Annotated in this window: 25 protein-coding genes; 9 read left to right on the top strand and 16 right to left on the bottom strand. The window is 69.9% G+C overall.

The genetic code is table 11. The features are described from left to right. Positions 1 to 81 precede the first annotated feature (81 nt). Complete coding sequence (locus GSE44_RS00435; protein ID WP_159346153.1) at positions 82 to 1,413, top strand: APC family permease; 1,332 nt, start codon at positions 82 to 84, stop codon at positions 1,411 to 1,413. Positions 1,414 to 1,435: 22 nt separating this feature from the next. Here GSE44_RS00435 and phnN read toward each other — a convergent pair whose 3' ends face one another. From phnN to phnF, 9 genes are read right to left on the bottom strand one after another with little or no spacing between them, the layout of a single operon-like run. Continuing rightward, positions 1,436 to 1,978 (bottom strand): phosphonate metabolism protein/1,5-bisphosphokinase (PRPP-forming) PhnN, encoded by a 543-nt coding sequence (gene phnN / locus GSE44_RS00430; protein ID WP_159346151.1) that lies wholly within the window; start codon positions 1,976 to 1,978, stop codon positions 1,436 to 1,438. After that, positions 1,975 to 2,679 carry a phosphonate C-P lyase system protein PhnL gene (gene phnL, locus GSE44_RS00425; protein WP_159346149.1) on the bottom strand — a complete coding sequence of 235 codons (705 nt, stop codon included), beginning with the start codon at positions 2,677 to 2,679 and terminating at the stop codon, positions 1,975 to 1,977. The genes phnN and phnL overlap by 4 nt, the downstream gene beginning before the upstream one ends. Next, on the bottom strand, positions 2,676 to 3,473 hold the full coding sequence (gene phnK / locus GSE44_RS00420; protein WP_159346147.1) for a phosphonate C-P lyase system protein PhnK: 798 nt from the start codon (positions 3,471 to 3,473) through the stop codon (positions 2,676 to 2,678). Before phnK ends, phnL begins: the two co-directional genes overlap by 4 nt. Next, positions 3,470 to 4,327: an alpha-D-ribose 1-methylphosphonate 5-phosphate C-P-lyase PhnJ gene (locus GSE44_RS00415; protein ID WP_328799048.1), complete on the bottom strand. Its 858-nt coding sequence runs from the start codon at positions 4,325 to 4,327 to the stop codon at positions 3,470 to 3,472. Before GSE44_RS00415 ends, phnK begins: the two co-directional genes overlap by 4 nt. Beyond that, positions 4,324 to 5,415 (bottom strand): carbon-phosphorus lyase complex subunit PhnI, encoded by a 1,092-nt coding sequence (locus tag GSE44_RS00410; protein ID WP_159346145.1) that lies wholly within the window; start codon positions 5,413 to 5,415, stop codon positions 4,324 to 4,326. The genes GSE44_RS00415 and GSE44_RS00410 overlap by 4 nt, the downstream gene beginning before the upstream one ends. Positions 5,416 to 5,419: 4 nt before the next feature. After that, a complete protein-coding gene (gene phnH, locus GSE44_RS00405) occupies positions 5,420 to 5,995 on the bottom strand; it encodes a phosphonate C-P lyase system protein PhnH (protein WP_159346143.1) in 576 nt (191 codons plus the stop codon). Next, positions 5,992 to 6,441, bottom strand: coding sequence for a phosphonate C-P lyase system protein PhnG (phnG, locus tag GSE44_RS00400; RefSeq protein ID WP_159346141.1), 450 nt, complete (start codon positions 6,439 to 6,441; stop codon positions 5,992 to 5,994). The genes phnH and phnG overlap by 4 nt, the downstream gene beginning before the upstream one ends. Continuing rightward, entirely contained in the window at positions 6,438 to 7,607 is a 1,170-nt protein-coding gene (locus GSE44_RS00395; protein ID WP_159346139.1) for an alpha-D-ribose 1-methylphosphonate 5-triphosphate diphosphatase, read from the bottom strand. Before GSE44_RS00395 ends, phnG begins: the two co-directional genes overlap by 4 nt. Continuing rightward, positions 7,594 to 8,364, bottom strand: a complete 771-nt coding sequence (phnF, locus tag GSE44_RS00390) for a phosphonate metabolism transcriptional regulator PhnF (RefSeq protein WP_268893611.1) — start codon at positions 8,362 to 8,364, stop codon at positions 7,594 to 7,596. The genes GSE44_RS00395 and phnF overlap by 14 nt, the downstream gene beginning before the upstream one ends. Before the next feature lie 158 nt (positions 8,365 to 8,522). Between phnF and GSE44_RS00385 the strand changes: the two genes are divergently transcribed. The 3 genes from GSE44_RS00385 to GSE44_RS00375 all read left to right on the top strand — a co-directional run bounded on the left by GSE44_RS00385 (position 8,523) and on the right by GSE44_RS00375 (position 11,098). Further along, complete coding sequence (locus tag GSE44_RS00385; protein WP_159346137.1) at positions 8,523 to 8,855, top strand: DHCW motif cupin fold protein; 333 nt, start codon at positions 8,523 to 8,525, stop codon at positions 8,853 to 8,855. A gap of 170 nt (positions 8,856 to 9,025) precedes the next feature. Then, positions 9,026 to 9,616 carry a cysteine dioxygenase family protein gene (locus GSE44_RS00380; protein WP_159346135.1) on the top strand — a complete coding sequence of 197 codons (591 nt, stop codon included), beginning with the start codon at positions 9,026 to 9,028 and terminating at the stop codon, positions 9,614 to 9,616. A 108-nt stretch (positions 9,617 to 9,724) separates the two neighbouring features. Beyond that, positions 9,725 to 11,098: an MmgE/PrpD family protein gene (locus GSE44_RS00375; protein WP_235924466.1), complete on the top strand. Its 1,374-nt coding sequence runs from the start codon at positions 9,725 to 9,727 to the stop codon at positions 11,096 to 11,098. Between the two features lie 7 nt (positions 11,099 to 11,105). Here GSE44_RS00375 and GSE44_RS00370 read toward each other — a convergent pair whose 3' ends face one another. From GSE44_RS00370 to GSE44_RS00360, 3 genes are read right to left on the bottom strand one after another with little or no spacing between them, the layout of a single operon-like run. Then, positions 11,106 to 11,906, bottom strand: a complete 801-nt coding sequence (locus GSE44_RS00370; RefSeq protein ID WP_159346133.1) for an SDR family NAD(P)-dependent oxidoreductase — start codon at positions 11,904 to 11,906, stop codon at positions 11,106 to 11,108. A 17-nt stretch (positions 11,907 to 11,923) separates the two neighbouring features. Further along, positions 11,924 to 12,496, bottom strand: a complete 573-nt coding sequence (locus tag GSE44_RS00365; RefSeq protein ID WP_159346131.1) for a carboxymuconolactone decarboxylase family protein — start codon at positions 12,494 to 12,496, stop codon at positions 11,924 to 11,926. 26 nt (positions 12,497 to 12,522) lie between these two features. Next, a complete protein-coding gene (locus tag GSE44_RS00360) occupies positions 12,523 to 13,215 on the bottom strand; it encodes an IclR family transcriptional regulator (protein ID WP_159346129.1) in 693 nt (230 codons plus the stop codon). Positions 13,216 to 13,425: 210 nt separating this feature from the next. Between GSE44_RS00360 and GSE44_RS00355 the strand changes: the two genes are divergently transcribed. From GSE44_RS00355 to GSE44_RS00345, 3 genes are all read left to right on the top strand, one after another. Then, positions 13,426 to 14,412, top strand: a complete 987-nt coding sequence (locus GSE44_RS00355) for a Bug family tripartite tricarboxylate transporter substrate binding protein (protein WP_159346127.1) — start codon at positions 13,426 to 13,428, stop codon at positions 14,410 to 14,412. Between the two features lie 21 nt (positions 14,413 to 14,433). Continuing rightward, positions 14,434 to 15,408 carry a Bug family tripartite tricarboxylate transporter substrate binding protein gene (locus GSE44_RS00350; protein ID WP_159346125.1) on the top strand — a complete coding sequence of 325 codons (975 nt, stop codon included), beginning with the start codon at positions 14,434 to 14,436 and terminating at the stop codon, positions 15,406 to 15,408. A gap of 202 nt (positions 15,409 to 15,610) precedes the next feature. Then, complete coding sequence (locus GSE44_RS00345) at positions 15,611 to 17,200, top strand: FAD-dependent monooxygenase (protein ID WP_159346124.1); 1,590 nt, start codon at positions 15,611 to 15,613, stop codon at positions 17,198 to 17,200. Between the two features lie 16 nt (positions 17,201 to 17,216). Here the strand turns inward: GSE44_RS00345 and GSE44_RS00340 are convergent, their stop codons facing one another. The 4 genes from GSE44_RS00340 to GSE44_RS00325 all read right to left on the bottom strand — a co-directional run bounded on the left by GSE44_RS00340 (position 17,217) and on the right by GSE44_RS00325 (position 20,125). Then, complete coding sequence (locus tag GSE44_RS00340) at positions 17,217 to 17,897, bottom strand: cupin domain-containing protein (RefSeq protein WP_159346122.1); 681 nt, start codon at positions 17,895 to 17,897, stop codon at positions 17,217 to 17,219. Beyond that, a complete protein-coding gene (locus tag GSE44_RS00335) occupies positions 17,897 to 18,133 on the bottom strand; it encodes a hypothetical protein (RefSeq protein ID WP_159346120.1) in 237 nt (78 codons plus the stop codon). Before GSE44_RS00335 ends, GSE44_RS00340 begins: the two co-directional genes overlap by 1 nt. A 67-nt stretch (positions 18,134 to 18,200) precedes the next feature. Then, complete coding sequence (locus GSE44_RS00330) at positions 18,201 to 19,331, bottom strand: pyridoxal phosphate-dependent aminotransferase (RefSeq protein WP_159346118.1); 1,131 nt, start codon at positions 19,329 to 19,331, stop codon at positions 18,201 to 18,203. 14 nt (positions 19,332 to 19,345) lie between these two features. Then, on the bottom strand, positions 19,346 to 20,125 hold the full coding sequence (locus tag GSE44_RS00325) for an SDR family oxidoreductase (protein WP_159346116.1): 780 nt from the start codon (positions 20,123 to 20,125) through the stop codon (positions 19,346 to 19,348). A gap of 426 nt (positions 20,126 to 20,551) precedes the next feature. On the opposite strand from GSE44_RS00325, the gene GSE44_RS00320 reads away from it, so the two are divergent. Both GSE44_RS00320 and GSE44_RS00315 read left to right on the top strand, forming a co-directional pair. Further along, complete coding sequence (locus tag GSE44_RS00320) at positions 20,552 to 21,367, top strand: ABC transporter ATP-binding protein (protein WP_235924465.1); 816 nt, start codon at positions 20,552 to 20,554, stop codon at positions 21,365 to 21,367. Beyond that, on the top strand, positions 21,364 to 22,119 hold the full coding sequence (locus GSE44_RS00315; RefSeq protein ID WP_159346112.1) for a class II aldolase/adducin family protein: 756 nt from the start codon (positions 21,364 to 21,366) through the stop codon (positions 22,117 to 22,119). Before GSE44_RS00320 ends, GSE44_RS00315 begins: the two co-directional genes overlap by 4 nt. Positions 22,120 to 22,149: the final 30 nt, after the last annotated feature.

The raw sequence follows: 22,149 nt of genomic DNA, 5'->3' as shown, positions 1-22,149 counted from the left end.
GCGGTTCGGGGCAGAATCCCGTGCTGGACAACTCAACCTTCCGGGCGAAGTCTGGTTCATCGCATCGGGAGGATCGTCACGATGGCGGAGCCAGAACCCCGGGCGGCGGCAGGCCAGCCGGAGTTGCACCGGAGCATCGGCCCGTTCCAGCTCTTCGCCTATACGCTGGGCGGGATGCTCGGCGCGGGCATCTACGGGCTTGTCGGGCGCGCTGCCGGTGAGCTGGGCAATGCGGTCTGGCTAGGCTTCGGCGTGGCCATGGTGGCGGCGCTGCTGACCGGGCTGAGCTATGCCTCGCTCGGCTCGCGCTATCCGCGCGCGGGCGGGGCGGCCTATATCACCCAGCGCGCCTTCGGCATGCGGCTGCTGAGTTGGGTCGTCGGGCTGGCGGTCATGGCCTCGGGACTGACCTCGGTGGCGACGCAGTCGCGGGTGGTGGCGCTGAACCTGCTGGCGCTGTTCCCGGTGGAAGCGCCGCCGGTGCTGGTGGCGCTGGGATTCCTCCTGGTGGTGGCGGGGGTGGTGCTCCGCGGCATCCGCGAGAGCATGGTCTTCAACATCGTCTGCACGGCTGTGGAGTTCTGCGGCCTGGCCTTCGTGATCCTGGTCGGCATCCCCTATTGGGGCGCCGTGGACCTGCTGGTCACGCCTTCTCCGGAGGGCATCACGGCCTCGCTGCTGCTGTCCGGCGCCATCCTGACCTTCTTCTCCTTCCTCGGCTTCGAGGACAGCCTGAACGTGGCCGAGGAATGCAAGGAGGCCCGCCGCACCGTGCCGATCGGCATCGTCGGCGCCATGCTGGCCGCGACCCTGCTCTACATGGCGGTCGCGATCACGGCGGTGTCGGTGGTGCCTTTTGCGGAGCTGGCCCAGGCTCCCTCCCCGCTCGCGGCGGTGACGGCGGCCGCGGCGCCCTGGTTCCCGTCCTGGGGCTATGTCGCCATCACCCTCTTCGCGGTCGCCAACACGGCGCTGCTGAACTACGTGACCGCCTCGCGGCTCGCCTACGGCATGGCGCGGGACGGGCTGCTGCCCGAGGTGCTGGCACGGGTGCATCCGGGGAGGCGCACGCCGCATGTCTCGATCGCCGTGCTGTTCGTTATCCTGGTCGCACTGGTCCTGGCCGGAGATATCGGCCAACTCGCCTCGGCCACGGTGCTGCTGCTGTTGACGGTCTTCACGGTGGTGAACGCCGCGCTTCTGGTGCTGCAACGCCGGCCAGGCGAGCCGCATGGCGGCTTCGAGGTACCGTCCTTCGTGCCCGCCACCGGGGCGGTGGTGTGCCTGGTGCTGCTGGGGAACCGGGTTGCCACAGGCGACTGGCGCGCGCCGATGCTGGCTGGGGTGATCCTGGTGGCGATCCTGCTGCTCTATGCCGTGTTGCGGCCGCGCCGCCGGGCCCAGCAAGCCTGACGGAGCGGTAGAAAGGGCGGCCTCAGGCCGCCCGCAGCCCGGCCAGCACCTGCGCCACGCCTTCGGCAAGGCTGGCATCGTTCACCACCCGTCTCACATCGAGGCCGGGGGGCAGCGGCGCCTGCCGGGCCAGCCGGCGCATCACGTCCTCCACCGTCTCCCGCCCGCGTGCGGCCAGCCGGACGGCCCGCAATTCCTCAGGCGCCGTAATCTCCAGCACCCGCAGCGGAAAGAGCGAGGCGGCTTCGGACAAGGCGCTCCGCGAGAGGTTGGCGACGGTCACCTGCCCGGCGGCGAGGGCGGCTTCGAGAGGCGTGCGCGGCAGGCCGTAGAGCAGGTCATGCGCGCCCCACCACAGGGCAAGCTCGCCCGCATCGCGCATCGCGGCGAAGGCCTGTTCCGTCACGGCGATGTGGTCCTCGCCGCCCGCATCGGCGGGGCGGGTGATGACGCGGCGAAGAAAGACGAAGCGGGGATCATTCCCCAGCTCCTTCCGCGCCGCGTCCATCAGCGTGTCCTTCCCGGCGCCCGAAGGGCCGACGACCGCGACGAGGCGGCCGGTCACGCGGCCTCGCGCAGCGGCGCGACCTCGATGGTGCGGTCGGCCACGCGGTCTCGCACCTCCTGGTCATGGAAGATGCCGATGAGGGCGGCGCCGCGCGCCTTCGCCTCGCCGATGAGGGCGATGACGACCTCGCGGTTCGCGGCGTCCAGGCTCGCGGTGGGCTCGTCCAGCAGCATCAGCGGGAAGTCGGCGATGAAGCCGCGCGCCAGGTTCACGCGCTGCTGCTCGCCGCCCGAAAAGGTGGAGGGCGGCAGCGCGTGCAGGCGGTCCGGCAGGTTCAGGCGGCGCAGCAGGGCCTGGGCGCGATTCAGAGCGACCTCCCTTGTCACGCCGCGGGCGAGCAGCGGCGCCGCCACCACTTCCAGTGCGGGGACGCGGGGGATGACGCGCAGGAATTGGCTGACATGGCCGATCGTGTCCCGCCGCAGCGCGTTGACCTCGCGCGGGGAGGCGGTGGCGAGGTCCGCCACGACGCCATCCGTGCGGCGGATCAGGATGGTGCCTGCATCGGCGCCGTAATTGCCCTGGAGAAGGCGCATCAGCGTGGACTTGCCGGCGCCCGAGGGGCCGGAGAGCGCGACGCACTCACCCGGCGCCACCACCAGCCCGGCGTTGCGCAGCACGGGGATCCGGACGCCACCTTGCAGATGCAGGGTGAAGCCCTTGGAGAGGCCTTCGGCCTTGAGGACCCAGTTGCTCATGCCGCCAGCACCGAGGAGACGAGGAGTTGCGTGTAGGGATGGCGCGGATCGTCCAGCACGCGGTCGGTCAGGCCTTCCTCCACCACGCGGCCGTCGCGCATGACCACGAGGCGGTGCGCGAGGAGGCGCGCGGCGGCGATGTCGTGCGTGACGAGCACCACGGCGATGCCGAGGTCGCTCACCAGCCCGCGGATCAGGTCCAGCAGGCGAGCCTGCACCGAAACATCCAGCCCGCCGGTCGGCTCGTCCATGAAGACAAGGCGGGGGCGGGTCACGAGGGTGCGCGCGATCTGCAGGCGCTGGCGCATGCCGCCGGAGAAGAGGCCGGGCCGGTCGTCGATGCGGGTGGGGCTGATTTCCACGCGCTCCAGCCAGCGCGAGGCTTCGGCGCGGATGTCGCCATAGTGGCGGGCGCCGACGGCCATCAGCCGCTCGCCGACATTGCCGCCGGCGGAAACGCCCATGCGCAGGCCGTCTCGCGCATCCTGGCGCACGAAGCCCCATTCGGTGCGGGCCAGCCGGCGCAGGGCGGGCTCACCCATGTTGTGCACGTCCAGCACGGTGCCGGTGGTATCGCGATAGGTCACGGCGCCGGCATCGGGGCGCGCCTCGCCTGCCAGCACGCGCAGCAGGGTGGATTTGCCGGAGCCAGATTCACCGACGATCGCCAGCACCTCCCCCGGCCAAAGATCGATCGCGACCTCGTCCAGCGCCCGCACATCCCCGAAGGACAGCGACAGGTTGCGTGCCGAGAGGATGGGTTCGTCGAGAATGGATTCGTCACCGGGGCTCATGCCGCCGCCTCCGCCTGCTTTGTGCCGCAGTGATCAGTGTCGGAGCAGACGAAGAGGCGGCCGCCCCGGTCATCCGTCACCATTTCGTCGAGATAGGTGTCGCGCGCGCCGCAGAGGGCGCAGGTGCCGTTCGCGCGCAGTGGCACGAAGGGATGGTCCTCGAAATCCAGGCTGCGCACATCGGTATAGGGCGGCACTGCGTAGAGGCGGCGTTCGCGGCCGGCGCCGAAGAGCTGCAGGGCGGGGGACATGTGCATCTTCGGATTGTCGAAGGACGGAATGGGTGACGGCGCCATCAGGTAGCGGCCGCCGACCATCACCGGGTGGTCGTAGGAGGAGCCGACGCGGCCATGGCGCGCGATGTCCTCGTAGAGCTTCACCTGCATCAGCCCGTAATCGGCCAGCGCGTGCAGGCGCTTCGTCTCCGCCCGGCGAGGCTCGAGCTTATAGAGCGGCTCGGGCTGCGGCACCTGGTAGACCATCACCTGACCCTCGCGCAGCGGCGTCTCGGGGATGCGGTGGCGGGTCTGGATGATGCTGGCTTCCACCGTGCGCTCGGTGGTGCGGAGGCCCGGCGCGACGCGGGCGAAGAAGCGGCGGATGGAGACGGCGTTGGTGGTGTCGTCCGCGCCCTGGTCGATCACCTTCAGCACGTCCTCCGGCCCGACGATGCTGGCCGTGACCTGGATGCCGCCCGTACCCCAGCCATAGGGCAGCGGCATCTCGCGGGAGCCGAAGGGGATCTGGCAGCCGGGGACGGCCACGGCCTTCAGCAGGGCGCGGCGTATCATCCGCTTCGTGCCTTCGTCGAGATAGGCGAAGTTGTAGCCTTCGTTCTGCATCGCGGCGCTCATTCCGCAGCCTCCCGCATGGCCTGGGGTGTTGCGGCGGCACGCATGGCGCGCACGATTTCCAGCTCGCTCTGGAAGTCCACGTAATGTGGCAGCTTGAGATGTTCGAGGAAGCCGGTCGCCTCGACATTGTCGGAATGGGAGAGGACGAATTCCTCGTTCTGTGCAGGAGCCACCACCTCCTCGCCCAGTTCCTCCGCACGTAGCGCCCGGTCCACCAGCGCCATGGACATGGCGCGCCGCTCGGTGCGGCCGAGGACAAGGCCATAGCCACGGGTGAATTGCGGCGGCTCGGTGCGGGAGCCGTTGAACTGGTTCACCATCTGGCATTCCGTCACGTTGATGTCGCCGATCTCGATGGCGAAGCCGAGTTCCGGGGGAACGATCTCGACCGTCACCTCGCCCTGACGGATTTCGCCGACGAAGGGGTGGTTGGCGCCGTAGCCGCGCTGGGTGGAATAGGCCATGGAGAGCAGGAAGCCCTCGTCGCCCCGCGCGAGGTTCTGCAGGCGCAGCGCGCGGCCCGCCGGGTAGGTGAGCGGGGTACGCGTTACGTCTCCGGGTTCCGCGTCCGAGGGTTGCTCGGGTGCCATCAGCCCTTCGTCTGCCAGCATCGCGGTGACGCGGGGGCAGGCGGCGTCCTCGCCCGGATCGGCCTCGGGCGCGGGGGACGGGGCATGGCCTTCCGCCGCCAGGGCGAAATCCAGCAGGCGATGCGTGTAGTCGAAGGTCGGGCCCAGCACCTGGCCGCCCGGCAGGTCCTTATAGGTGGCGGAGATGCGGCGGCGCACCAGCATCGCCCCGGTCTCCAGCGGCTCGCTGGCGCCGAAGCGCGGCAGGGTGGTGCGGTAGGCGCGCAGGAGGAAGATCGCCTCGATCAGGTCGCCGCGCGACTGCTTGATGGCAAGCGCCGCAAGGCCGGGATCGTAGCAGGAGCCTTCCGCCATCACGCGGTCCACAGCCAGGGTGAGCTGCTCGCCGATCTGATCGGTGCCGATCTCCGGCACGGCCGGATCGCCGCGACGTTCCTCGGCCAGCCAGGCATGGGCGTTGGCAATGGCGGCCTCGCCGCCTTTCACCGCGACATACATCGGCTCAGCCCTCCCTGATCGAGACGCTGCGCGGCAGGGCTGCGATTGTGTCGCCCGCGCATAGGATCACATCCACGCCGCGCGGGAAGCGCACGGCATTGGCCGCCCATTCGGCCACGAAGCCCTGGGGCGCGCCGGCGACGCGCAGGCGGTGCGCATGCTCGATGCCGGGACCGGTCAGATGCCAGCCCGCGCCTTCCTCCAGCGATTCCACCTGGAGGATCAGCGTGGCGGAGGTCTGCGGGTCCTCATCCGTGCCGGCGCGGAGCGCGGCCAGCTTCGGCGGCAAGGCGCTGGCGAGGACGAACTCCGCCTCGGCGGGCTCCGCGACCAGCGGGCAACCGGCGTGGAAGCGCACCCATTCCTCCGCATCAGGACCGGTGTCGAGGAAGAGCGGCGTGCCGGAATCCGCCAGCGTCAGCAGCACGGCACCGGAGGCGGGGCTCAGGGGGGCCGGCGGCGCGGGCGGGCGTTGCAGTCGCTGGATGCGGCCGGGGCGGCTCATCGCCTCCAGCACGGCGCGGAAGGCCGATTGCGCGTCCAGCACAGGGTCTGTGAAGCCGGGAAGGAGGCCGCTCATCGCATGTTCGCCATCGTCAGGAATCGCACACGGGTGGCGGCGGCCTTTCGGGCCGTCTCGGACCGGGCTTCGGCCTGGGTAGCTGCGAGCGGCGCCACCACCGTCTCCAGCAATGCGGGGCGCCGAGTTGGATCCTGCAAGGCGGCATCCAGCACCGCCGCCAGTTCCGCGCCGCGCAGGTCGCGGCCGGCGAGATAGGCATGGCCGACCGTGCCATCCTCCAGCCGGACAGCGCAGCGGGTGACGGTCATCTCACCCAGGTTGAAGGGTGCGCCGTCGCCGCCGGCGCGGCCGCGCAGCATGGTCAGGCCGATCTCCGGCCCGCGGAGGCGGGTATGGGGCGGCAGGGGCGGCGCAGCATCGAGCCGCGCCGTGATTCCGGCGGCGCCGGCGCGGGCCAGCACGCCCATCCAGTTCCGGCGTTCGTCATTCGTCATCTGGGTCATGCGGCCTCCGCCACCGTGCCGGCGGCCTGGCCGGACCAACCATCGGAATAAATCACGCGCCCGGCGCGCCAGACCGCGCGGATGCGGGGCGCAGCGCCGCTGTCGTCCAGCAGCACCAGATCGGCCCTGGCGCCTGGCGCGATGGCGCCGCGATCCACCAGCCCGATGGCGCGCGCGGGATTGCAGGTGACGAGCGCCACCGCCTCATGCAGCGGCAGCAGCCCCGCCCGCGCCCAGCCGAGGACGGCGGGCAGCATGGCGCCCTGGTGGTAATCGGCCGCCAGCGCATCCAGCAGCCCGGCATCCATGATGGAGCGTGCGGTTGCGTTGCCGGTCATGGAGGCGCCGCGCAGCGCGTTGGGTGCGCCCATCAGCGTGGCCATGCCGAGGCGCCGGGCTTCCGCCGCCGCTGCCAGCGTGACGGGGAACTCGCTGATCGTGGCGCCCAGCTCATGCATCAGCCGGACCTTCTCCGGCGTGTCGTCATCATGCGAGGCGATGGGAACGCCCTGCGCGCGGGCCAGGGCGGTGACGCCATGCGCGACCTCCCAGGCAGGCGGGGCGCCCATGCGGGCGCGGGCGCGGGCTTCGGCCTTCGCGGCGTCCTCTCCCATCGCGCGGGTCTGGTAGCGGACATACTGCTCGATGTCGCGGTACTGGCCCTGGCCCGGCGTGTGGTCCGTCAGGGACACGAGCGCGACCAGGCCGCGCGCCAGCAGGTCGCGCAGCACGGGCTCGGCGCGCGGATTGGTCACCTCGAAGCGGGCATGCACGCGCAGGTCCACGCGCGACCTTTCGCGCAGCCGCGCCACCGCCTCGATAACGCCGCGGGCGCGGTCCTCGGAGCGGAGATGCCCACGGCCCTTCGCCTCGGCGAAGGAAATGCCGGCATAGGCGGTGGTGACGCCGGAGGCGGCGAGGCGGGAATCCAGCTCGGTGATCGCGACATCGAGCGGGAAGGCGGCGTCGGGACGCGGCTCCACCTCCTTCTCGATCATGTCCCCATGAAGGTCCACGAGACCCGGGAGGAGGGTGAGGCCACCGCCATCCAGGGCCGGGCCGCGCGGCGCCTCGGCCAGTTCGGCGATGCGCCCGCCTTCGATCCGTAGGGCGCCGCGCGGCACCACGCGGTCTGGCAGGACCAGCCGGAGGTCAGCGATCCACATGCAGGGTCTCCTCGCGCCCCTCGCGGGTCGCAGCGTGATCGACCGAGAGCTGCACGCGCTCACCGGCCCAGATGGTTTCGGAACAGGCGATGGGGATGCCGGAGAGATCCGCATCCACCTTGCGGACCACCAGCACCGGCTGGGCGGCGGGCTGGTCGAGCAGCCGCGCCTCCTCGGGGCTGGGCAGGCGGGCCAGGACAGTGCTGGCGACGCGGCGGTAATCCGCCACGCCATAGGTGGAGAGGATGGCGCTGGCCCCCTCCCCCGTCTCCCAGGCCGCGAGCATCCCGGGGAAGCGGCGGGCGGGGTAATGCGCGTCCGAGAGGTGCACCGGGACGCCATCGGCCAGCCCGACGCGGCGGACGCGGAAGACCGGCTCCCCGGGCGGCAGGCGCAGGGCGTCGGCCACGGCGTCGGGCGCAGGCAGTTCCGCCGCGTCGAGAGCGAGGCCGGAGGGCTCCCGCCCCTGTTCCAGCAGGTTCTGCGAGAAGCGCGTGCGCTCGGAAAGGCGATAATCGAGCACTGGAGCCTCGCGCACATAGGTGCCGCTGCCCTGGCGGGTGCGGACCAGCCCGGCGGCCTCCAGCGCCGCCATGGCGCGGCGGATGCTATGCCGGCCGGCGCCGAAGCGGGCCATCAGCGAAGGCTCGGTGGGCAGGCGCGCGCCGGGGGCGATCCGGCCGTCGCGGATCTCGGCGGTCAGGGCCTGCTGCACGTCTTGCCAGCTGCAGGGGGCGGGGGGTGTCAGCGTCGTCACGGGCGGCACACTAGGGCGCCATGAGATTCATTCGGATGACTTCGTGTTGACAATTTGGTGACAGCCGCCTCCGCCCTCAGCGGCCAAGGCCACGGGCGCCCACTGGACAAGCCGGGCGACGCGGCTCCATCCAACCTCATCCCGGAAGAGTGCCGAGCATGAAGATTCCCGACTTCCCCTTCACCGTCACCGACTGGTCGGCCGTGCCCGCCACGGAGCATCCCGGGGAGACGGGCCATGCGCTCTGGCGCACGCTGAACATCGGCGAACTGCGCGTGCGCGTGGTGGAGTACTCGCCCGGCTATCTGGCCGATCACTGGTGCGACCGGGGCCATGTCCTCTATGTGCTGGAGGGGGAGCTGGAGACGGAGCTGCGGGATGGCCGCCGCTTCCGGCTGACGCCCGGCCAGAGCTACCAGGTTTCCAATTTCGGCGATGCCGCGCATCGCTCCTCGACGCGGACAGGTGCGCGGCTGTTCATTGTGGACTGAGGGCTTCGGACCCGGGCGCCTGAAAGTTCCTGCGCGCGGAGGCTGGCCGCGACGCCGCGCGGGATGTCATCCTGTCGCCCGCCGCACCCACCGCGCGTTCCGCCCGGGCCGGGAGAGCACGGGCGCACCGTGCCGGGGGTGGGGTGCGATACAGGAGGCGTGGAATTGCCATGAGCATCGTCGGGCTGCGGGAATTCGTCACGGCGATGACCAAAGCGGCCGATACGGTCGCGCCGGGCATGCTGCTGATGGAGGCGGCACGGCCGCTGATGGCGAAGCTGATCGCGCGGGACGACTGGTTGCCGGAGGCCTGCGCCGTGCCGCATCCGCAATACTATCGCCAATACCTGCTGCATTGCGATCCGGCGGAGCGCTTCTCCCTCGTCAGCTTCGTCTGGGGACCGGGGCAGAAGACGCCAATCCATGACCATATGGTCTGGGGGCTGATCGGCATGCTGCGCGGGGCGGAGATCTCCACCGGCTTCTCGCGGGCGCCGGATGGCCGGCTGGTGGCGGGGGAGGATCCCGTCCGGCTGGAGCCGGGCGACATCGACGCCGTGGCACCGGCGATCGGCGACATCCATCAGGTGGTGAACGCCTTCGAGGATGCGGTCTCGATCAGCATCCACCTCTACGGCGGCAACATTGGCGCGATCCACCGCCATGTGTTCGACCTGGAAGGGAACGAGCGGGAGTTCATCTCCGGCTATTCGAACGAGAGCGTTCCGAATCTTTGGGACCGTTCGCGCGAAGCGGGCTGAGTCCGCCTTCCGTCCCTCCGCGGCTTGTGCCGTCCGGCTGGCGGGGCGATGTTGGATCATGGCTAGAGACGCTGCGGGCAGCGCGGCGCCAGCGGAAGGAAACGAGATATGCCCGACGCGATGCGGAACCCTCTTCTTCTCCTGGCCGAGCACGCTGCCAACTGGCGCAGCCGCCCGCTGTCGCCTGAGGTGGAGCATCATGCACGCCGGGCGCTGCTGGACTGGTTCGCGGCGCTGCTGCCCGGCTGTTCCCGCCCGCCCGCCACGCTGATCTCCGCCGCCCTTGCCGCCGAGCGCGGGGTGGGTCGCGCCATCTCCTATGTCGATGGCTCGCGCGGGCCGCTGCGCCATGCGGCGCTGATCAACGGCACGGCCAGCCATGTGGTGGAGTTCGACGACATCTACCGCGACGCTGGCTATCACCCGGCCTGCCCGACCATCAGCGCGGCACTTGCGGCGGCGCAGTCGCAGGGGGTCTCGATGCAGGACCTGCTGCGCGCCATCGCGGCCGGCTATGAGGTGGGCGGCCGCATCGGCATAGCGGTGCAGCCGAGCCATTACCGCTACTGGCACACCACCGGCACGGTAGGCACCTTCGGTGCGGCCGCCGCCGTCTCGGTGCTGCTGGGGCTGGATGCGGCGCGCACCGCCCATGCGCTGGCCACCGCCGCCACCATGGCGGGCGGGTTGCAGGGCGCGATCCAGGGCGAGGGGATGAGCAAGCCGCTGCATCCCGGCCATGCTGCCGAGGCCGGGGCGCTGGCGGCTCTCGCCGCCGGCCAGGGCATGACGGGCACGCTGGACGTGCTGCATTCCTCCAATGGCTTTGCCGCCGCCACGAGCGAGGGTACGGGCAAGTGGGACCACGCGCTGGCGGGGCTCGGCGGGCCGCCGGTGATCACGACCATCACCTTCAAGAACCATGGCTGCTGCGGCCATATCTTCGCGGCGCTGGACGGCATCGGCACACTGCGCGACGAGCATGGGTTTGCGGCGAGTGACGTCGCCCGCATCCATGTCGGCGGCTATGCCCAGACCAAGATGCTGTGCGACCGGCCTGAGCCGCGGACCGAGGCGGATGCCCGCTTCTCCGTGCAGTATTGCGTCTCCGCCCTGCTCCATCTCGGGGGCGTGCGGCTGGCGGCCTTCGAGCCGGAGCGGCTGGCCGACCCCGCGATCCGCGCCGACATGGCGAAGGTGAGCGTCTCGATCGACCCGGAGCTGGCCGATGCCTATCCGGGCCGTCGCGCCGCGCGCCTGCGGGTCACGCTGCGCGACGGAACGGTGCTGGAGCGCTACCAGCCGACGCGCAAGGGTGATCCGGACGCGCCGCTGAGCGACGCCGATCTTTCGGCCAAGTTCCGCGAGCTGACCATCCCGGCCATCGGAGCGGAAGCCTCGGCGCGGCTGGAGCAGGCGCTGCTGCAGGGCCAGGCGCTTCCCGGCGCGGTGCCGCTGCTGGGCACCGCGCAGGCCGCCTGAACGGCGGTCAGTCGCAGCGGACGGACATGCCGCCGTCCACGACGATCTCGGTGCCGGTGATGAAGCGCGCTTCGTCGGAGGCGAGGAAGAGCGCGGCATTTGCCGTGTCGCGCCCGTCGCCGGCGAAGCCCATGGGGATGCGCTTCACGCGCTGTGCCAGTAGGGCGGCGGCATCGCCGCCGGCGCGCTGGCCGGCGAGCCGCACCTCCACCATCGGCGTGTGCATCTGCCCCGGCACCACGGTGTTCACGCGGATGTTGCGGCCGGCATATTGAACCGCCGTCACACGCGAGAACTGGATGATTCCAGCCTTGGAGGCCGCATAGGCAACCTGCGCCGCGCCGGTCCAGCGCAGCCCGGAAGTGGAGGCGGTGTTGACGATGGCGCCGCCGCCCTGGGCCTCCATCACCGGCAGGACATGCTTGCAGGTGAGGAAGACGCTCTTGAGATTGTAGTCGATCTGGGTGTCCCAGACCTCCTCCGACATCTCCACCGGCCCGCCGGCGGCCGAGCCGCCGACATTGTTCACCAGGATATCGATGCGGCCGTACTCCGCCTTCGCAGCCTCCACCATGCGCGCGACGGAGGCGCTGCTCATCACGTCGCATTCGCCGCTGGCGAAGCGGCCGCCATCCTCCGCGATGCGGGCGGCCGTCTCCTCCATCGCGGCCAAGTTCTTGTCCGCGCCAAAGACCAGCGCGCCTTCCCGCGCGAAGAGCACAGCGGCGGCGCGGCCATTGCCCCAGCCGGGGCCGACGGAGCCCGCGCCGACGATCAACGCCACCTTGCCTGCCAGACGTCCTGCCATGGTGCTGTCCTGTCCTGTCATGGAACCGGGTCGCCGGGTTCCGCGCCCAGTTCGGGTGCGAAGGCGTCCGGGAGGCCGATCTCGAAGACGTTCAGCGTCATCGCGACCAGCGCGTAGTAACCGAGGAGACCTACCAGCTCGACCATGCCGCGATCGCCCAGCGCCGCGACGCCGCGGTGGTAAAGAGCATCGGGCACGCGGCGCGTGGCTAGGAGGGTTGTGGAGACGTCGTAGATGGCGCGCTCCGCCTCATCGCGCAGTACGGGCGCGCGGCGTTCGGCGATAGCGGCAATGACTTCCGGGTCCATGCCCGCCTTCAGGCCTTCACGCTTGTGCACGGTCCATTCGTAATGCGCGGTCCAGTGGCGCGCGGTGATGAGGATGGCCAGTTCGCTTAACCGCGGCTCCAGCGTGGTCTGGTATCGCAGCAGCTCACCCAGCTTCTGGCCGCGGCGCGCCAGCTCGGGATTCTTCAGCCAGGCGATCATGGGCGCGGGCACGCGGCCACGGATGCCGGAGACGGCCTCCTGGCACACTGCCTGTTCCTCGGGCGTGCGCTCCGCCTCTGGCGGCAATTCGATCCGAGCCATCTTTCCTTATCCCTCCCCTCGCCGCGTCAGCGCGCGGCGCGTTCCAGCCTGGACGGATCGCCGCCCAGGTCGCGTGTCATGGCAATTGCCTCGCGCATCACCAGCGGCGCGCAGAGTGCCTCGGTCTCGTCGATGAAGCGGTAGAGCGGCACGGAAATGCCGATGGAACCGGCCACCCGGCCCTCAGAATCCAGCACTGGGCAGGCGATGGCGGCGATCTGCGGAAGGCGCTCCCCGCGGCTTACCACGGGCAGGCTCTCGCCGTTCTCCAGTGCGATCAGGGAACGGCCATGCGCGCCGCGGCCCAACGGCTGCGCCTCCCCGACATGCGCGACATCCCGCACCAGTTGCGGGGAATCCAGGCGGAAGACGCAGCGGCGCTGGTCGCCTTCGCGCACGAAGAAGGCGGCGCTTTCGCGGCTCTCGGCACGCAGGCGCTCCAGCGCGGGCATGACATGGTGCTCCAGGCGGAGGGACCGGCGGAACAGGTCACCCAACAGCAGCAGCGTAGGGCCGAGGAGGTAGCCGCCTGCGGGCAGGCGCTTGACGAAGCCGTGCCCTTCCAACGTGCCGAGCAGCCGCAGCGCCGTGGTCATGTTCAGCCCGGCGCGGCGGGAGATCTCGGTCAGGCCGAGCGGGCCGTCCTCCTCACGGAAGGCGCGCAGGATTACCAGGGCACGGTCCACGGCGCGGACGTTGTCGCCGCCAAGCGGTCCCATAGACCCGGCGGCCGCCACCGCGCGCAGCTTGCCGTCGGACGCTGGCGCGCCCTCTTCCGTTTCCGGACGCGGCCTGGCGGTTCGTGGCTGGCGCTTCTCCATGGCACCAAGACCTAGCAGACACTTCCGTCAGATGGAAGCAACTTGCGTGGAGCGGAAGACATTCGCTAGGATGCCGGCAAGGACGCCGGGCGGCGTGGAGGAAATGCGATGGGTATCAGCCGGCGCAATGCGATCGGGCTCCTGGCGGCAGGGACGGGCTTGGGGATGATACGCCCGCTTGCGGCGCAACCTGGCTGGCCCTCGCGGCCCGTGACCTTCCTGGTGCCCTTCGCGGCCGGCGGCGCCTCCGACGTGGTGGCGCGCGCCATCGGCAACCGCATGTCCCAAACGATCGGCCAGCCCGTGGTAGTGGAGAACAAGCCGACTGCAAACGGGCAGATCGCCGCGCGCCAGCTCGCCCGCAGCGCGCCGGATGGCTACACCGTGCTGGTCGGCTCCATCGGCGTCTTTGCGCTCAATGCTGTGCTGTACCGCGACCCCGGCTACGACCCGGTGCGCGACTTCACGCCGGTGACGCTGGCGGTCACCACGCCCAATGTCCTCGTCACCAATCCGGAGAAAGTGCCGGCCACGGATCTTCCTGGCGTGGTCGCCTGGATGAAGGCGAACGCGGGCAATGTCTTCCACGCCACCAGCGGCATCGGCTCCTCCCCGCATCTGACGATGGAGCTGTTCAACCAGAAGACGGGAACGGAGGCGACGCATGTCCCTTCCCGCGGTGGGGCCGCGGCGGTGACGGACCAGCTGGCTGGCCGCACCCAGATTTCCTTCCAGGGCCTTGGCACCATCATCGAGCCGGTGAAGGACGGCAGGCTGCGCGCCATCCTCGTCACCTCGGCCGAGCGGAACCCGCTGTTGCCAGACGTACCCACCGCGAAGGAATGCGGGCTTTCAGACTTCGAGGTCAGCTCCTGGCAGGCCGTGATGGCGCCGGCCGGGCTGCCGCGCCCGCTCCTGGCCCGGCTGCATGAGGAGGTGGTGCGTGCGCTGCGCGATCCCACCGTCGCGCCACGGCTGGAGGAGGCGGGCTACACCGTCGTCGGCAACTCGCCGGAGGAATACGGCGCCTTCCAGCGCGCCGAGATCGAGCGCTGGCGCGGCGTGGCGAAGGCCGCGCAGATCTTCCTCGACTGACGCCTCAAGGACCCCGCTGCCATGCAACGCCGCAGTCTGCTGCCGATCCTCGCAGCCCCCTTGATCGCGGGGCTTCCCCGCGCCGCCCTCGCGCAGCCGGCCTGGCCTGCCCGCCCGGTGCGCGTCGTCGTGCCCTTCCCGCCCGGCGGTAGCAACGACGCGGTGGCGCGGCCGCTTGCCGAGGAGTTGCAGCGTGCCCTGGGCCAGCCCTTCATCGTGGACAACAAGGGCGGCGCCGGCAGCACCATCGGCTCCGCCGAGGTCGCGCGTGCGCCGGCCGATGGCTACACGCTGATGGTCACATCCTCCACCTTCGCCACCAGCGCGGCGGTGCAAACCACGCCCTATGATGCAGGGCGCGACTTCACGATGCTGGCGCTGCTGGCCACGGCGCCCCTCGTCATGCTGGCCGCGCCGAGTTTCCCGCCCGACACGATGGCGGAGGCGGTGGCGTATATCCGCGCCCGTCCGGGGACGGTGGATTACGGATCCGCGGGGATCGGCAGCATCGGGCATATGGGCGGAGCGCTTTTCGCGCTTAAGGCCGGGCAGCTCGACATGCAGCATGTGCCCTATCGCGGCACCGGGCCGGTGCTGAACGATCTGGTCGCCGGCACCATCCAGCTGACCTTCACCACGGCCACAGCGGCCGCGGGGCTGATCACAGGGAAGAAGGTGAAGGTGCTCGGCTGGACCTCGGAGGAACGGCCGGCCAGCGGGCCCCCAGCGCCCACCCCCCGCGAGAGCGGCCTGCCGGATTACGAGGCGGGCATCTGGTGGGGACTGCTCGGGCGGCGCGACCTGCCTGGTCCCATTCGCAGCCGGATCAACGCGGCCGCCAATGCCGCCTTGGCCGAAGGGCGGCTGGCCACGAACCTGACGAATGAGGGCGCGACGCCTCGCCCGGTTTCGCTCGAGGCGGGCAACCGCTTCCTGCAGGAGGACATGCTGCGCTGGCGGGAAGTGGCCTCGGCGGCCAATATCCGGGTGGAGTGAGGGGCGTCGTCCGGGGCGCCTTTCCGCTCCGGCAGAAATCCATCAGACGACTGACGATCTTGACGATGAGACAGGGCTGTGAAAGCTTCGCGGGCATCGCGGGCCGACCGGCGCGAGCGGCTCAGGCAGCCGGGCCGGTGCAGGTGCCCAAGGCGCCGCCAGCGCGCCACTTCGCCCGAACGCAGGACCGGACACGCCCAGCATGAACGCCGCCGATCAGGACAGCACACAGGTCGTCATCGTGGGGGGCGGGCCGGTCGGCACCGGGCTTGCCATCGCGCTCGGGCAGCGGGGCGTGCGCTGCATCCTGGTGGAGCGTCATCTCCAGCCGCAGCCGATCCCCAAGGGCCAGAACCTGACGCAGCGGACGCTGGAGCACTTCCATTTCTGGGGCTGCGAGAAGGCGCTGCGCGCCGCCCGCACCATCCCGAAGGAATACGGCATCGGCGGCATGACCGCCTATGGCACACTGCTGAGTGACTACCACTACGACTGGCTGCAGCGCGAGTTGGTGCGGCCCTTCTACTACACGGATAACGAGCGCCTTCCGCAATATGCGACCGAGGCCGTGCTGCGCGCGCGCGCAGCGGAGCTGCCCACGGTGCAGACGTTCTATGGCTGGTCCGCGGAAGCGGTGGAGCAGGACGAGGCGAGCATGCGCGTGACGGTAGCCGAGCGCGGCGGTACGGGGCGGCGGGTCCTGCGGGCCGAATATGTCGTCGGCTGCGACGGCAGCCGCTCCACCATCCGCGAGGCGACGGGCATCACCCAGACGCGTTCGGACCATGACCGGCTGATGGTGCTGCTCGTCTTCCGCTCGGAGCGGCTGCACGAGTTGCTGAAGCGCTATCCTGGCAAGTCCTTCTACAATGTGCTGCATCCTGATCTGAAAGGTTACTGGCAGTTCTTCGGCCGCGTGGACCTGGGCACGACCTGGTTCTTCCACGCGCCGGTGCCGGCCGGCACCACGAAGGACAGCATGGATTTCCGCGCCTATCTGCATCGCGCCGTGGGCGCTGAGTTCGACGTGGAATTCGAGCATATCGGCTTCTGGGACCTGCGCTTCGCCATCGCCGACAGCTACCGCAAGGGCCGCGCCTTCATCGCGGGGGATGCGGCGCATAGCCACCCGCCCTATGGCGGCTATGGCATCAACACGGGGTTGGAGGATGCGGCCAACCTCGCCTGGAAGCTGGAGGCGGTGCTGTCCGGCTGGGCAGGGCCGGGGCTGCTCGATTCCTATGACGCGGAGCGCCGGCCAGTCTTCGCCTCCACTGCGGGTGACTTCATCGAGAAGGCGATCCATTCCGACCGCGACTTCCTGGCAGCCTTCGATCCCGCACGCGACCGGGCGGCCTTCGAGGCGGAGTGGACGGCGCGGCAATCCGGTGCCCGCTCGGAGGTCGCCTCCTTCGAGCCGAATTACGAAGGCTCGGCCATTGTGTCCGGGCCGGCGGACGGGCGTTGCAGCGCCATGGGGTCGCACAGCCTTGCGGCGCGCGCGGGGCATCATCTTGCGCCGCAGCCCCTGGCCTCCGGCGTGAACGTGTTCGAGGCACTGGGGCCGGGCTTCACCCTGCTCGACCTCGAGGGTGGCGGCGCCGCGCCTTTCGTGGAGGCGGCCGCGCGGTTGGGCGTGCCGCTCACGGTGGTGGAGGGCGGTTTGGAGGCACGCGCGAATTACGGTGCGCCGCAGGTGCTCGTGCGGCCCGACCAATTCGTGGCCTGGGCCGGGGATGGCCGCGCAGAAGATGCGGCGGCCATCCTGGGCCGGGCCATCGGCCGGAGCTAGCGCGAAGGGCCCTCGCTTAACCTTCGAGGAAGGCGAAGCCCATGGTGCGCGCGTGGTAGTGCAGGCCGCCGTCCTGCACGATCAGGAAGCGTGCCTGCTCGCCGCCGCCATTGTGGTGCGAATGCGCCTCACCCGGCGGGGGGACGAGGGTGGAGCCAATTCGCCAGGGACAGCGCGCGGCACCCACCATCGAATGGCACTCTTCGCCCTGCAGGATGAGGGTGATGGCGGCAGAGTTGTGCCGGTGCGGCGGCTGCGCCTCCCCCGAGGGAAGGGTGTTGAGCGACAGGGTGAGGCTGGGCGTGATGTTGCGTCCGGCCTCCAGCTTGTCCGAGGCGAAGATCAGGGCGAGGCCCGACGTGCCCGGGTTGGTCGTGGTGGTGGCGAGCAGCGCGAGCTGCCGCTCGATCTCCGCGGCCGGGTAATGCACCGGCTGCACAGTACCCGGGCCGGGGCGGGCGCCGTCCAGCGCCAGCATGGGCTCGTTCGTGACGATCCAGATGAGGGAATCCGCCGTTGCGCGCAGCGTCCTCGGCTGGTCGCCGGGCAGCAGGAGGATGTCGCCCGTGGACCAGGCGAAGCCCTCTTCCCCGGAAACCTCGCCGGTGCCGCGCAGCACATGGGCAATCAGGCCGGTGGCGTGCAGGGCGAGCTCCAGCGCCTCGCCCGCGCGGATGCGGGCATAGCGGGCCAGCATCAGCGGGGTGGTGGCCGGGAAGCCGCAGCCATGGCATCCGACTGGTCGCAGGCATGCAGGCCGGTGGGCGCATCCGGCGCATCGGCTTCTGCCAGCACGGTCGCGAAATCGGCGGCGGGCACGGGCGGCAGCTCGATGTTGAAGGCATTGCCAGAATTGAAGAAGCGCGCCCGCGCCGCCGCCGCGCTTTGGGGGGCGGACGGCAGCTGAACCGGCAGGTCGGCCATGTCGGTCATCGCGCGATCTCCCTGGCGCCGGCCTGGAACCGAGCGTTCGCCTCGATGAGGGGCATGAGGTGCCTCCTTAGAACTGTGGCGGCAGGTCGTTGAGGGTACGCGCTTCCGCGGTGATGTCGGGGAGTGCGTTGCGGAGGCGGATGGCCCATTCGGTCGGGACGGAGGTGCTGACCTTGATGAAGCGGTCCCCGAAGCGGGCGGTGTGATAGGTGCCCTGGCGGATCATGATGCCGCGCCGACGGGCGGCCTCCACCAGGGCTTCGGGGCGCAGGCCGGCGGCGCCGGTTTCCAGCACCAGGAAGTTGCCGTGGCTGGGCCAGACGGGAATGGTCAGGCCGATCGCCTCGGCAGCCTCGCGGATCATGGCCTTGTTCGCGGTATCGATCCGGCGGACCTCCGCCATCCATTCCGCCTTCACGGCCAGCCCGGCCTGGGCGGCGCGCTGGGCGATGACGCTGGCGCCGAGGACGCTGGTGGCCTGGGCCGCGAACTCCTCGAGCAGGGCGCGCGGGGTGACCAGCGCCCCGATGCGCATGCCGGCCAGCCCGAGCCACTTCGAGAAGCTGACCGAGACCACCGAGTGTTCGGGCGCGACGCGGAGCGCCGGGTGATGGCCATCGGCGAAGTCGCGATAGGTGCAGTCATGCACCAGCAGGGCGCCGCAATCCTTGGCGATGGTGGCGAAGGCCGCGATCTCCTCGGCGGTGTATCGGATGCCGAGCGGGTTGTTCGGGTCCACAAGGTAGATGACGGCGGTGCGGGCATCCACCGCCGCCGCCAGTGCCTCGGGAGTGAGCTTGTAGTCGCAGGCCGGGTCGTAGATCGGGATCTCGATCACCTCGGCGCCGGCCTGGCGGGCAAAGAGGAGCGGCCATTTCCAGCTGGGGTCGGTGGTGACGAAGGTGGTGCCCGGCTTGCAGCGGGCACGGCAAACGAGGGCGAGGGCGTTGACGCCGCCCTCTGTCACCAGCGCCTCGGCCTCCGGCAGGCCAAGATCGGCCGTGATGGCCGCCCGTAGTGCCTCGAAGCCCAGCGGGGGGGCGTAGGCGTTGAATTCGCCCGCCTCGATCGCCTGGATCATGGCGGCGCGAACGGCCGGATGGGCGGGGATGTGGTTGGTGTTCTGCCCCATCCAGGCCAGGTCGGGGGTGGCGGTGAGTTCGTCGAAGTAGCGGTTGCGGACCAGCGCGTCGGACATGTCCGTGCTCCTGCTCAGATGACCGAGCCACGGGCGGCGATGCCGCCGTCGATGGTAACCACTGTGCCGGTGATGTAGCCGGCGCGCGGCGAGGCCATGAAGGCCACCAGATCGGCGCATTCGCGGGCGGTGGCAGGGCGCTTGCCGGGATACTTGTCGAACAGCTCCTCCCAGCGGGTTTCGTCGCCCAGCATGTCGATCGCCTTGCGGCGCATGATCTTGAGCATGCGGTCTGTGGCGACGGGACCGGGATTGATACCGACGACGCGGATGCCGTCATCGAGGCTGCGGCCGCCGATGGCCTTGCTGAAGGACATCAGCGCGGCATTGCCGGTGGAGCCGGCGAAGTAGCTGGCATCCCAGTTCTCTCCAGAATTGCCGATGACGTTGATGATGACGCCATCCTTGCCCTTCATGCGCGGGTAGTAGAGGCGCGTGAGGGTGATGTAGCCGAAGACCTTCAGGTCGAAACCCGTGCGGATCGCCTCGTCCGTGACGACGGAGAGCGACCCGGCGGGGATATCGCCGGCGTTGTTGACCAGAATGTCGACATCGCCCACCGCCTGGACCAGCGCCTCCATGGCGGCGGTGCTGCCAAGATCGGCGGCATGGACCGTGACCTTGATCCCATGCTCGGCGCGCAGCCGGGCGGCGGCCTCCTCCATGGCGGTGCCGTTGCGGGCGGCCAGGTGCAGGTGGCAGCCCTCGGCGGCCAGGACCTCGGCGCAAGCGAGGCCGATGCCCTTGGAGGCGCCGGTGATGAGGGCGGTCTTGTTGGTCAGGTCGAGCTGCAAGGGAGGGCTCCGGGTTTGGTATGCAAGGTTCAGCAAGTTGCATACCAATCAGCTGTCGAGAGGCGGCAAGGAAGCTCGGCAGGCTTTCACCTCATGAGGTGGCAAGCGACGGCATGGTTGCGACCATGCTTTGAAGCAGCCACTTCGCGCCTTCGGCTCGGTCGGCAGAGCGCTACGGCAGCCGAACAATAGACCATATGCCCGATTCCTGCGCCCGACCCGCCTCAACTGCCAAAGATTCGAGCAGTTGTGCACATATGGGCATATCCCCGTATGCAATTCGGCGGCGCCGCACCACCCGCCGCACCCTTTCCGTCAACGCTGGACAGCCCACGGGTGCATTCTGGCACAGCGGTTGCTGAGCAAGCGGCAGAGCGGGCCCAACTTCCGGAGGCCTGTTGCTGATCGGTGGATGGATCGAACCGCGTGGCCCCTGCCCTGCCCGAAGCCGCCCCCCTGTTGGAACTCAACGGGATCAGCAAGACCTTCGGGTCTGTCCAGGCGGTGCGCGACCTCTCGCTCAGCGTCGAGCCGGGAGAGTTCGTCACCGTCGTCGGGCCCAGCGGCTGCGGGAAGAGCACGCTGTTCAACATGGTCGCGGGACTGGACGAACCCGATCCCGGCGGCATCCTCCGCTTCAAGGGCCGCGGCTGCCATGCCTCGGAGCTGCTTGGCCGGGTCTCCTTCATGCCGCAGCGCGACCTGCTGCTGCCCTGGCGCAACGTGGTCGACAACGCGATCCTCGCCAAGGAGATCGAGGGCGCGAACCGCGCCGAGGCGCGGGCGAAGGCCTTGCGCATGTTGCCCGAATTTGGCCTGACCGGCTTCGAGAAGCAGTATCCCCACCAGCTCTCCGGCGGCATGCGCCAGCGCGTGGCGCTGATGCGCACCTTCATGTTCGAGCGCGAGCTGATGCTGCTGGACGAGCCCTTCGGCGCGCTGGACGCGCTGACGCGGACTCTGATGCAGCGCTGGCTGCTGGATGTTTGGCAGCGGCACCGTCGCACCATCCTGTTCATCACGCATGACGTCGACGAGGCCATCTTCCTCGGCGACCGCGTGCTGGTGATGAGCGCCCGCCCCGGCCATGTGAAGCATGCCCGCCGCGTGGACCTGCCCCGCCCACGCGCGGCGGAGCTGGTGACCTCCCCCGAATTTATCGCGCTGAAGCGCGAAATTCTGGAGGCGATCGAGGAGGAAAGCATGAAATCCTTCGTCACCATCAACGCGGCGCTGGCATGAAGGCCGCCCCCGCCACCGAGCAAGAGGCGCGGGTCGCGCTGGCCGCGATCTACCGGCTGATCGCGCGGCTCGGGCTCGATGACCTGATCTACAACCACATCTCCATGCGCGTGCCGGGGGCGGAGGATCAGTTCCTCATCAACCCCTATGGGCTGCTGTTCGAGGAGATGACGGCTTCCTCCCTCGTGCGCATCGACACCGAGGGCCGCAAGCTCGACAACTCCCCGCATGAGGTGAACCTCGCCGCATTTGTCATCCATGCGGCTATCCATAAGGGCCGGCATGACGCGGTCTGCGTGCTGCACACCCATTCGGATGCCAGCCTCGCCGTGTCGGGGCAGGAGGGGGGGCTGCTGCCGCTCAGCCAGTTCGCCATGCGCTTCTACAACCGCCAGGCCTTCCACGACTACGAAGGCGTGGCCATCGACATGGACGAGCAGGAGCGACTTGTGCGCGACCTGGGGCAGCATCGGGTCATGCTGATGCGGAACCATGGCCTGCTGACGACCGGGCGCACGCCGGCCGAGGCCTTCATGCTGCTCTACTACTTCGAGCGTGCAGCGAAAGTGCAGCTTTCCATGCAGGCGGCTGCCGCGTCCGGCGCGCGCCTCGTCCTCCCGCCGCATGAGGTCTGCGAGAGGGCGGCACGCCAGTTCTGGGAGAATCAGGGCGACATCCTGGTGGCCGGAGAGCGCGAATGGCCTGCCTTCCTGCGGCAGCTCGACCGCACGGATCCTTCCTACAGGGACTGACCGCGCAACCCCACGACCAGAGCGCGACGT

Source organism: Muricoccus harenae (assembly GCF_009848505.1).
Taxonomy (GTDB): domain Bacteria; phylum Pseudomonadota; class Alphaproteobacteria; order Acetobacterales; family Acetobacteraceae; genus Roseomonas; species Roseomonas harenae.
Note: the sequence above shows the minus strand (reverse complement) of the source record. Positions and strands in the feature narration are given on the sequence as shown.

Coding starts and splice junctions, on each gene's coding strand:
- GSE44_RS00370 (WP_159346133.1), bottom strand. CDS start 11,906: ATGGCAGGACGTCTGGCAGGCAAGGTGGCGTTGATCGTCGGCGCGGGC.
- GSE44_RS00350 (WP_159346125.1), top strand. CDS start 14,434: ATGCAACGCCGCAGTCTGCTGCCGATCCTCGCAGCCCCCTTGATCGCG.
- GSE44_RS00385 (WP_159346137.1), top strand. CDS start 8,523: ATGAAGATTCCCGACTTCCCCTTCACCGTCACCGACTGGTCGGCCGTG.
- GSE44_RS00340 (WP_159346122.1), bottom strand. CDS start 17,897: ATGCTGGCCCGCTATGCCCGCATCCGCGCGGGCGAGGCGCTGGAGCTC.
- GSE44_RS00380 (WP_159346135.1), top strand. CDS start 9,026: ATGAGCATCGTCGGGCTGCGGGAATTCGTCACGGCGATGACCAAAGCG.
- GSE44_RS00315 (WP_159346112.1), top strand. CDS start 21,364: ATGAAGGCCGCCCCCGCCACCGAGCAAGAGGCGCGGGTCGCGCTGGCC.
- GSE44_RS00360 (WP_159346129.1), bottom strand. CDS start 13,215: ATGGGACCGCTTGGCGGCGACAACGTCCGCGCCGTGGACCGTGCCCTG.
- phnL (WP_159346149.1), bottom strand. CDS start 2,679: ATGAGCAACTGGGTCCTCAAGGCCGAAGGCCTCTCCAAGGGCTTCACC.
- GSE44_RS00410 (WP_159346145.1), bottom strand. CDS start 5,415: ATGTATGTCGCGGTGAAAGGCGGCGAGGCCGCCATTGCCAACGCCCAT.
- phnK (WP_159346147.1), bottom strand. CDS start 3,473: ATGAGCCCCGGTGACGAATCCATTCTCGACGAACCCATCCTCTCGGCA.
- GSE44_RS00330 (WP_159346118.1), bottom strand. CDS start 19,331: ATGTCCGACGCGCTGGTCCGCAACCGCTACTTCGACGAACTCACCGCC.
- GSE44_RS00345 (WP_159346124.1), top strand. CDS start 15,611: ATGAACGCCGCCGATCAGGACAGCACACAGGTCGTCATCGTGGGGGGC.
- GSE44_RS00415 (WP_328799048.1), bottom strand. CDS start 4,327: ATGAGCGCCGCGATGCAGAACGAAGGCTACAACTTCGCCTATCTCGAC.
- GSE44_RS00395 (WP_159346139.1), bottom strand. CDS start 7,607: ATGTGGATCGCTGACCTCCGGCTGGTCCTGCCAGACCGCGTGGTGCCG.
- GSE44_RS00435 (WP_159346153.1), top strand. CDS start 82: ATGGCGGAGCCAGAACCCCGGGCGGCGGCAGGCCAGCCGGAGTTGCAC.
- GSE44_RS00355 (WP_159346127.1), top strand. CDS start 13,426: ATGGGTATCAGCCGGCGCAATGCGATCGGGCTCCTGGCGGCAGGGACG.
- phnH (WP_159346143.1), bottom strand. CDS start 5,995: ATGAGCGGCCTCCTTCCCGGCTTCACAGACCCTGTGCTGGACGCGCAA.
- GSE44_RS00335 (WP_159346120.1), bottom strand. CDS start 18,133: ATGACCGACATGGCCGACCTGCCGGTTCAGCTGCCGTCCGCCCCCCAA.
- phnG (WP_159346141.1), bottom strand. CDS start 6,441: ATGACCCAGATGACGAATGACGAACGCCGGAACTGGATGGGCGTGCTG.
- GSE44_RS00365 (WP_159346131.1), bottom strand. CDS start 12,496: ATGGCTCGGATCGAATTGCCGCCAGAGGCGGAGCGCACGCCCGAGGAA.
- GSE44_RS00375 (WP_235924466.1), top strand. CDS start 9,725: ATGCCCGACGCGATGCGGAACCCTCTTCTTCTCCTGGCCGAGCACGCT.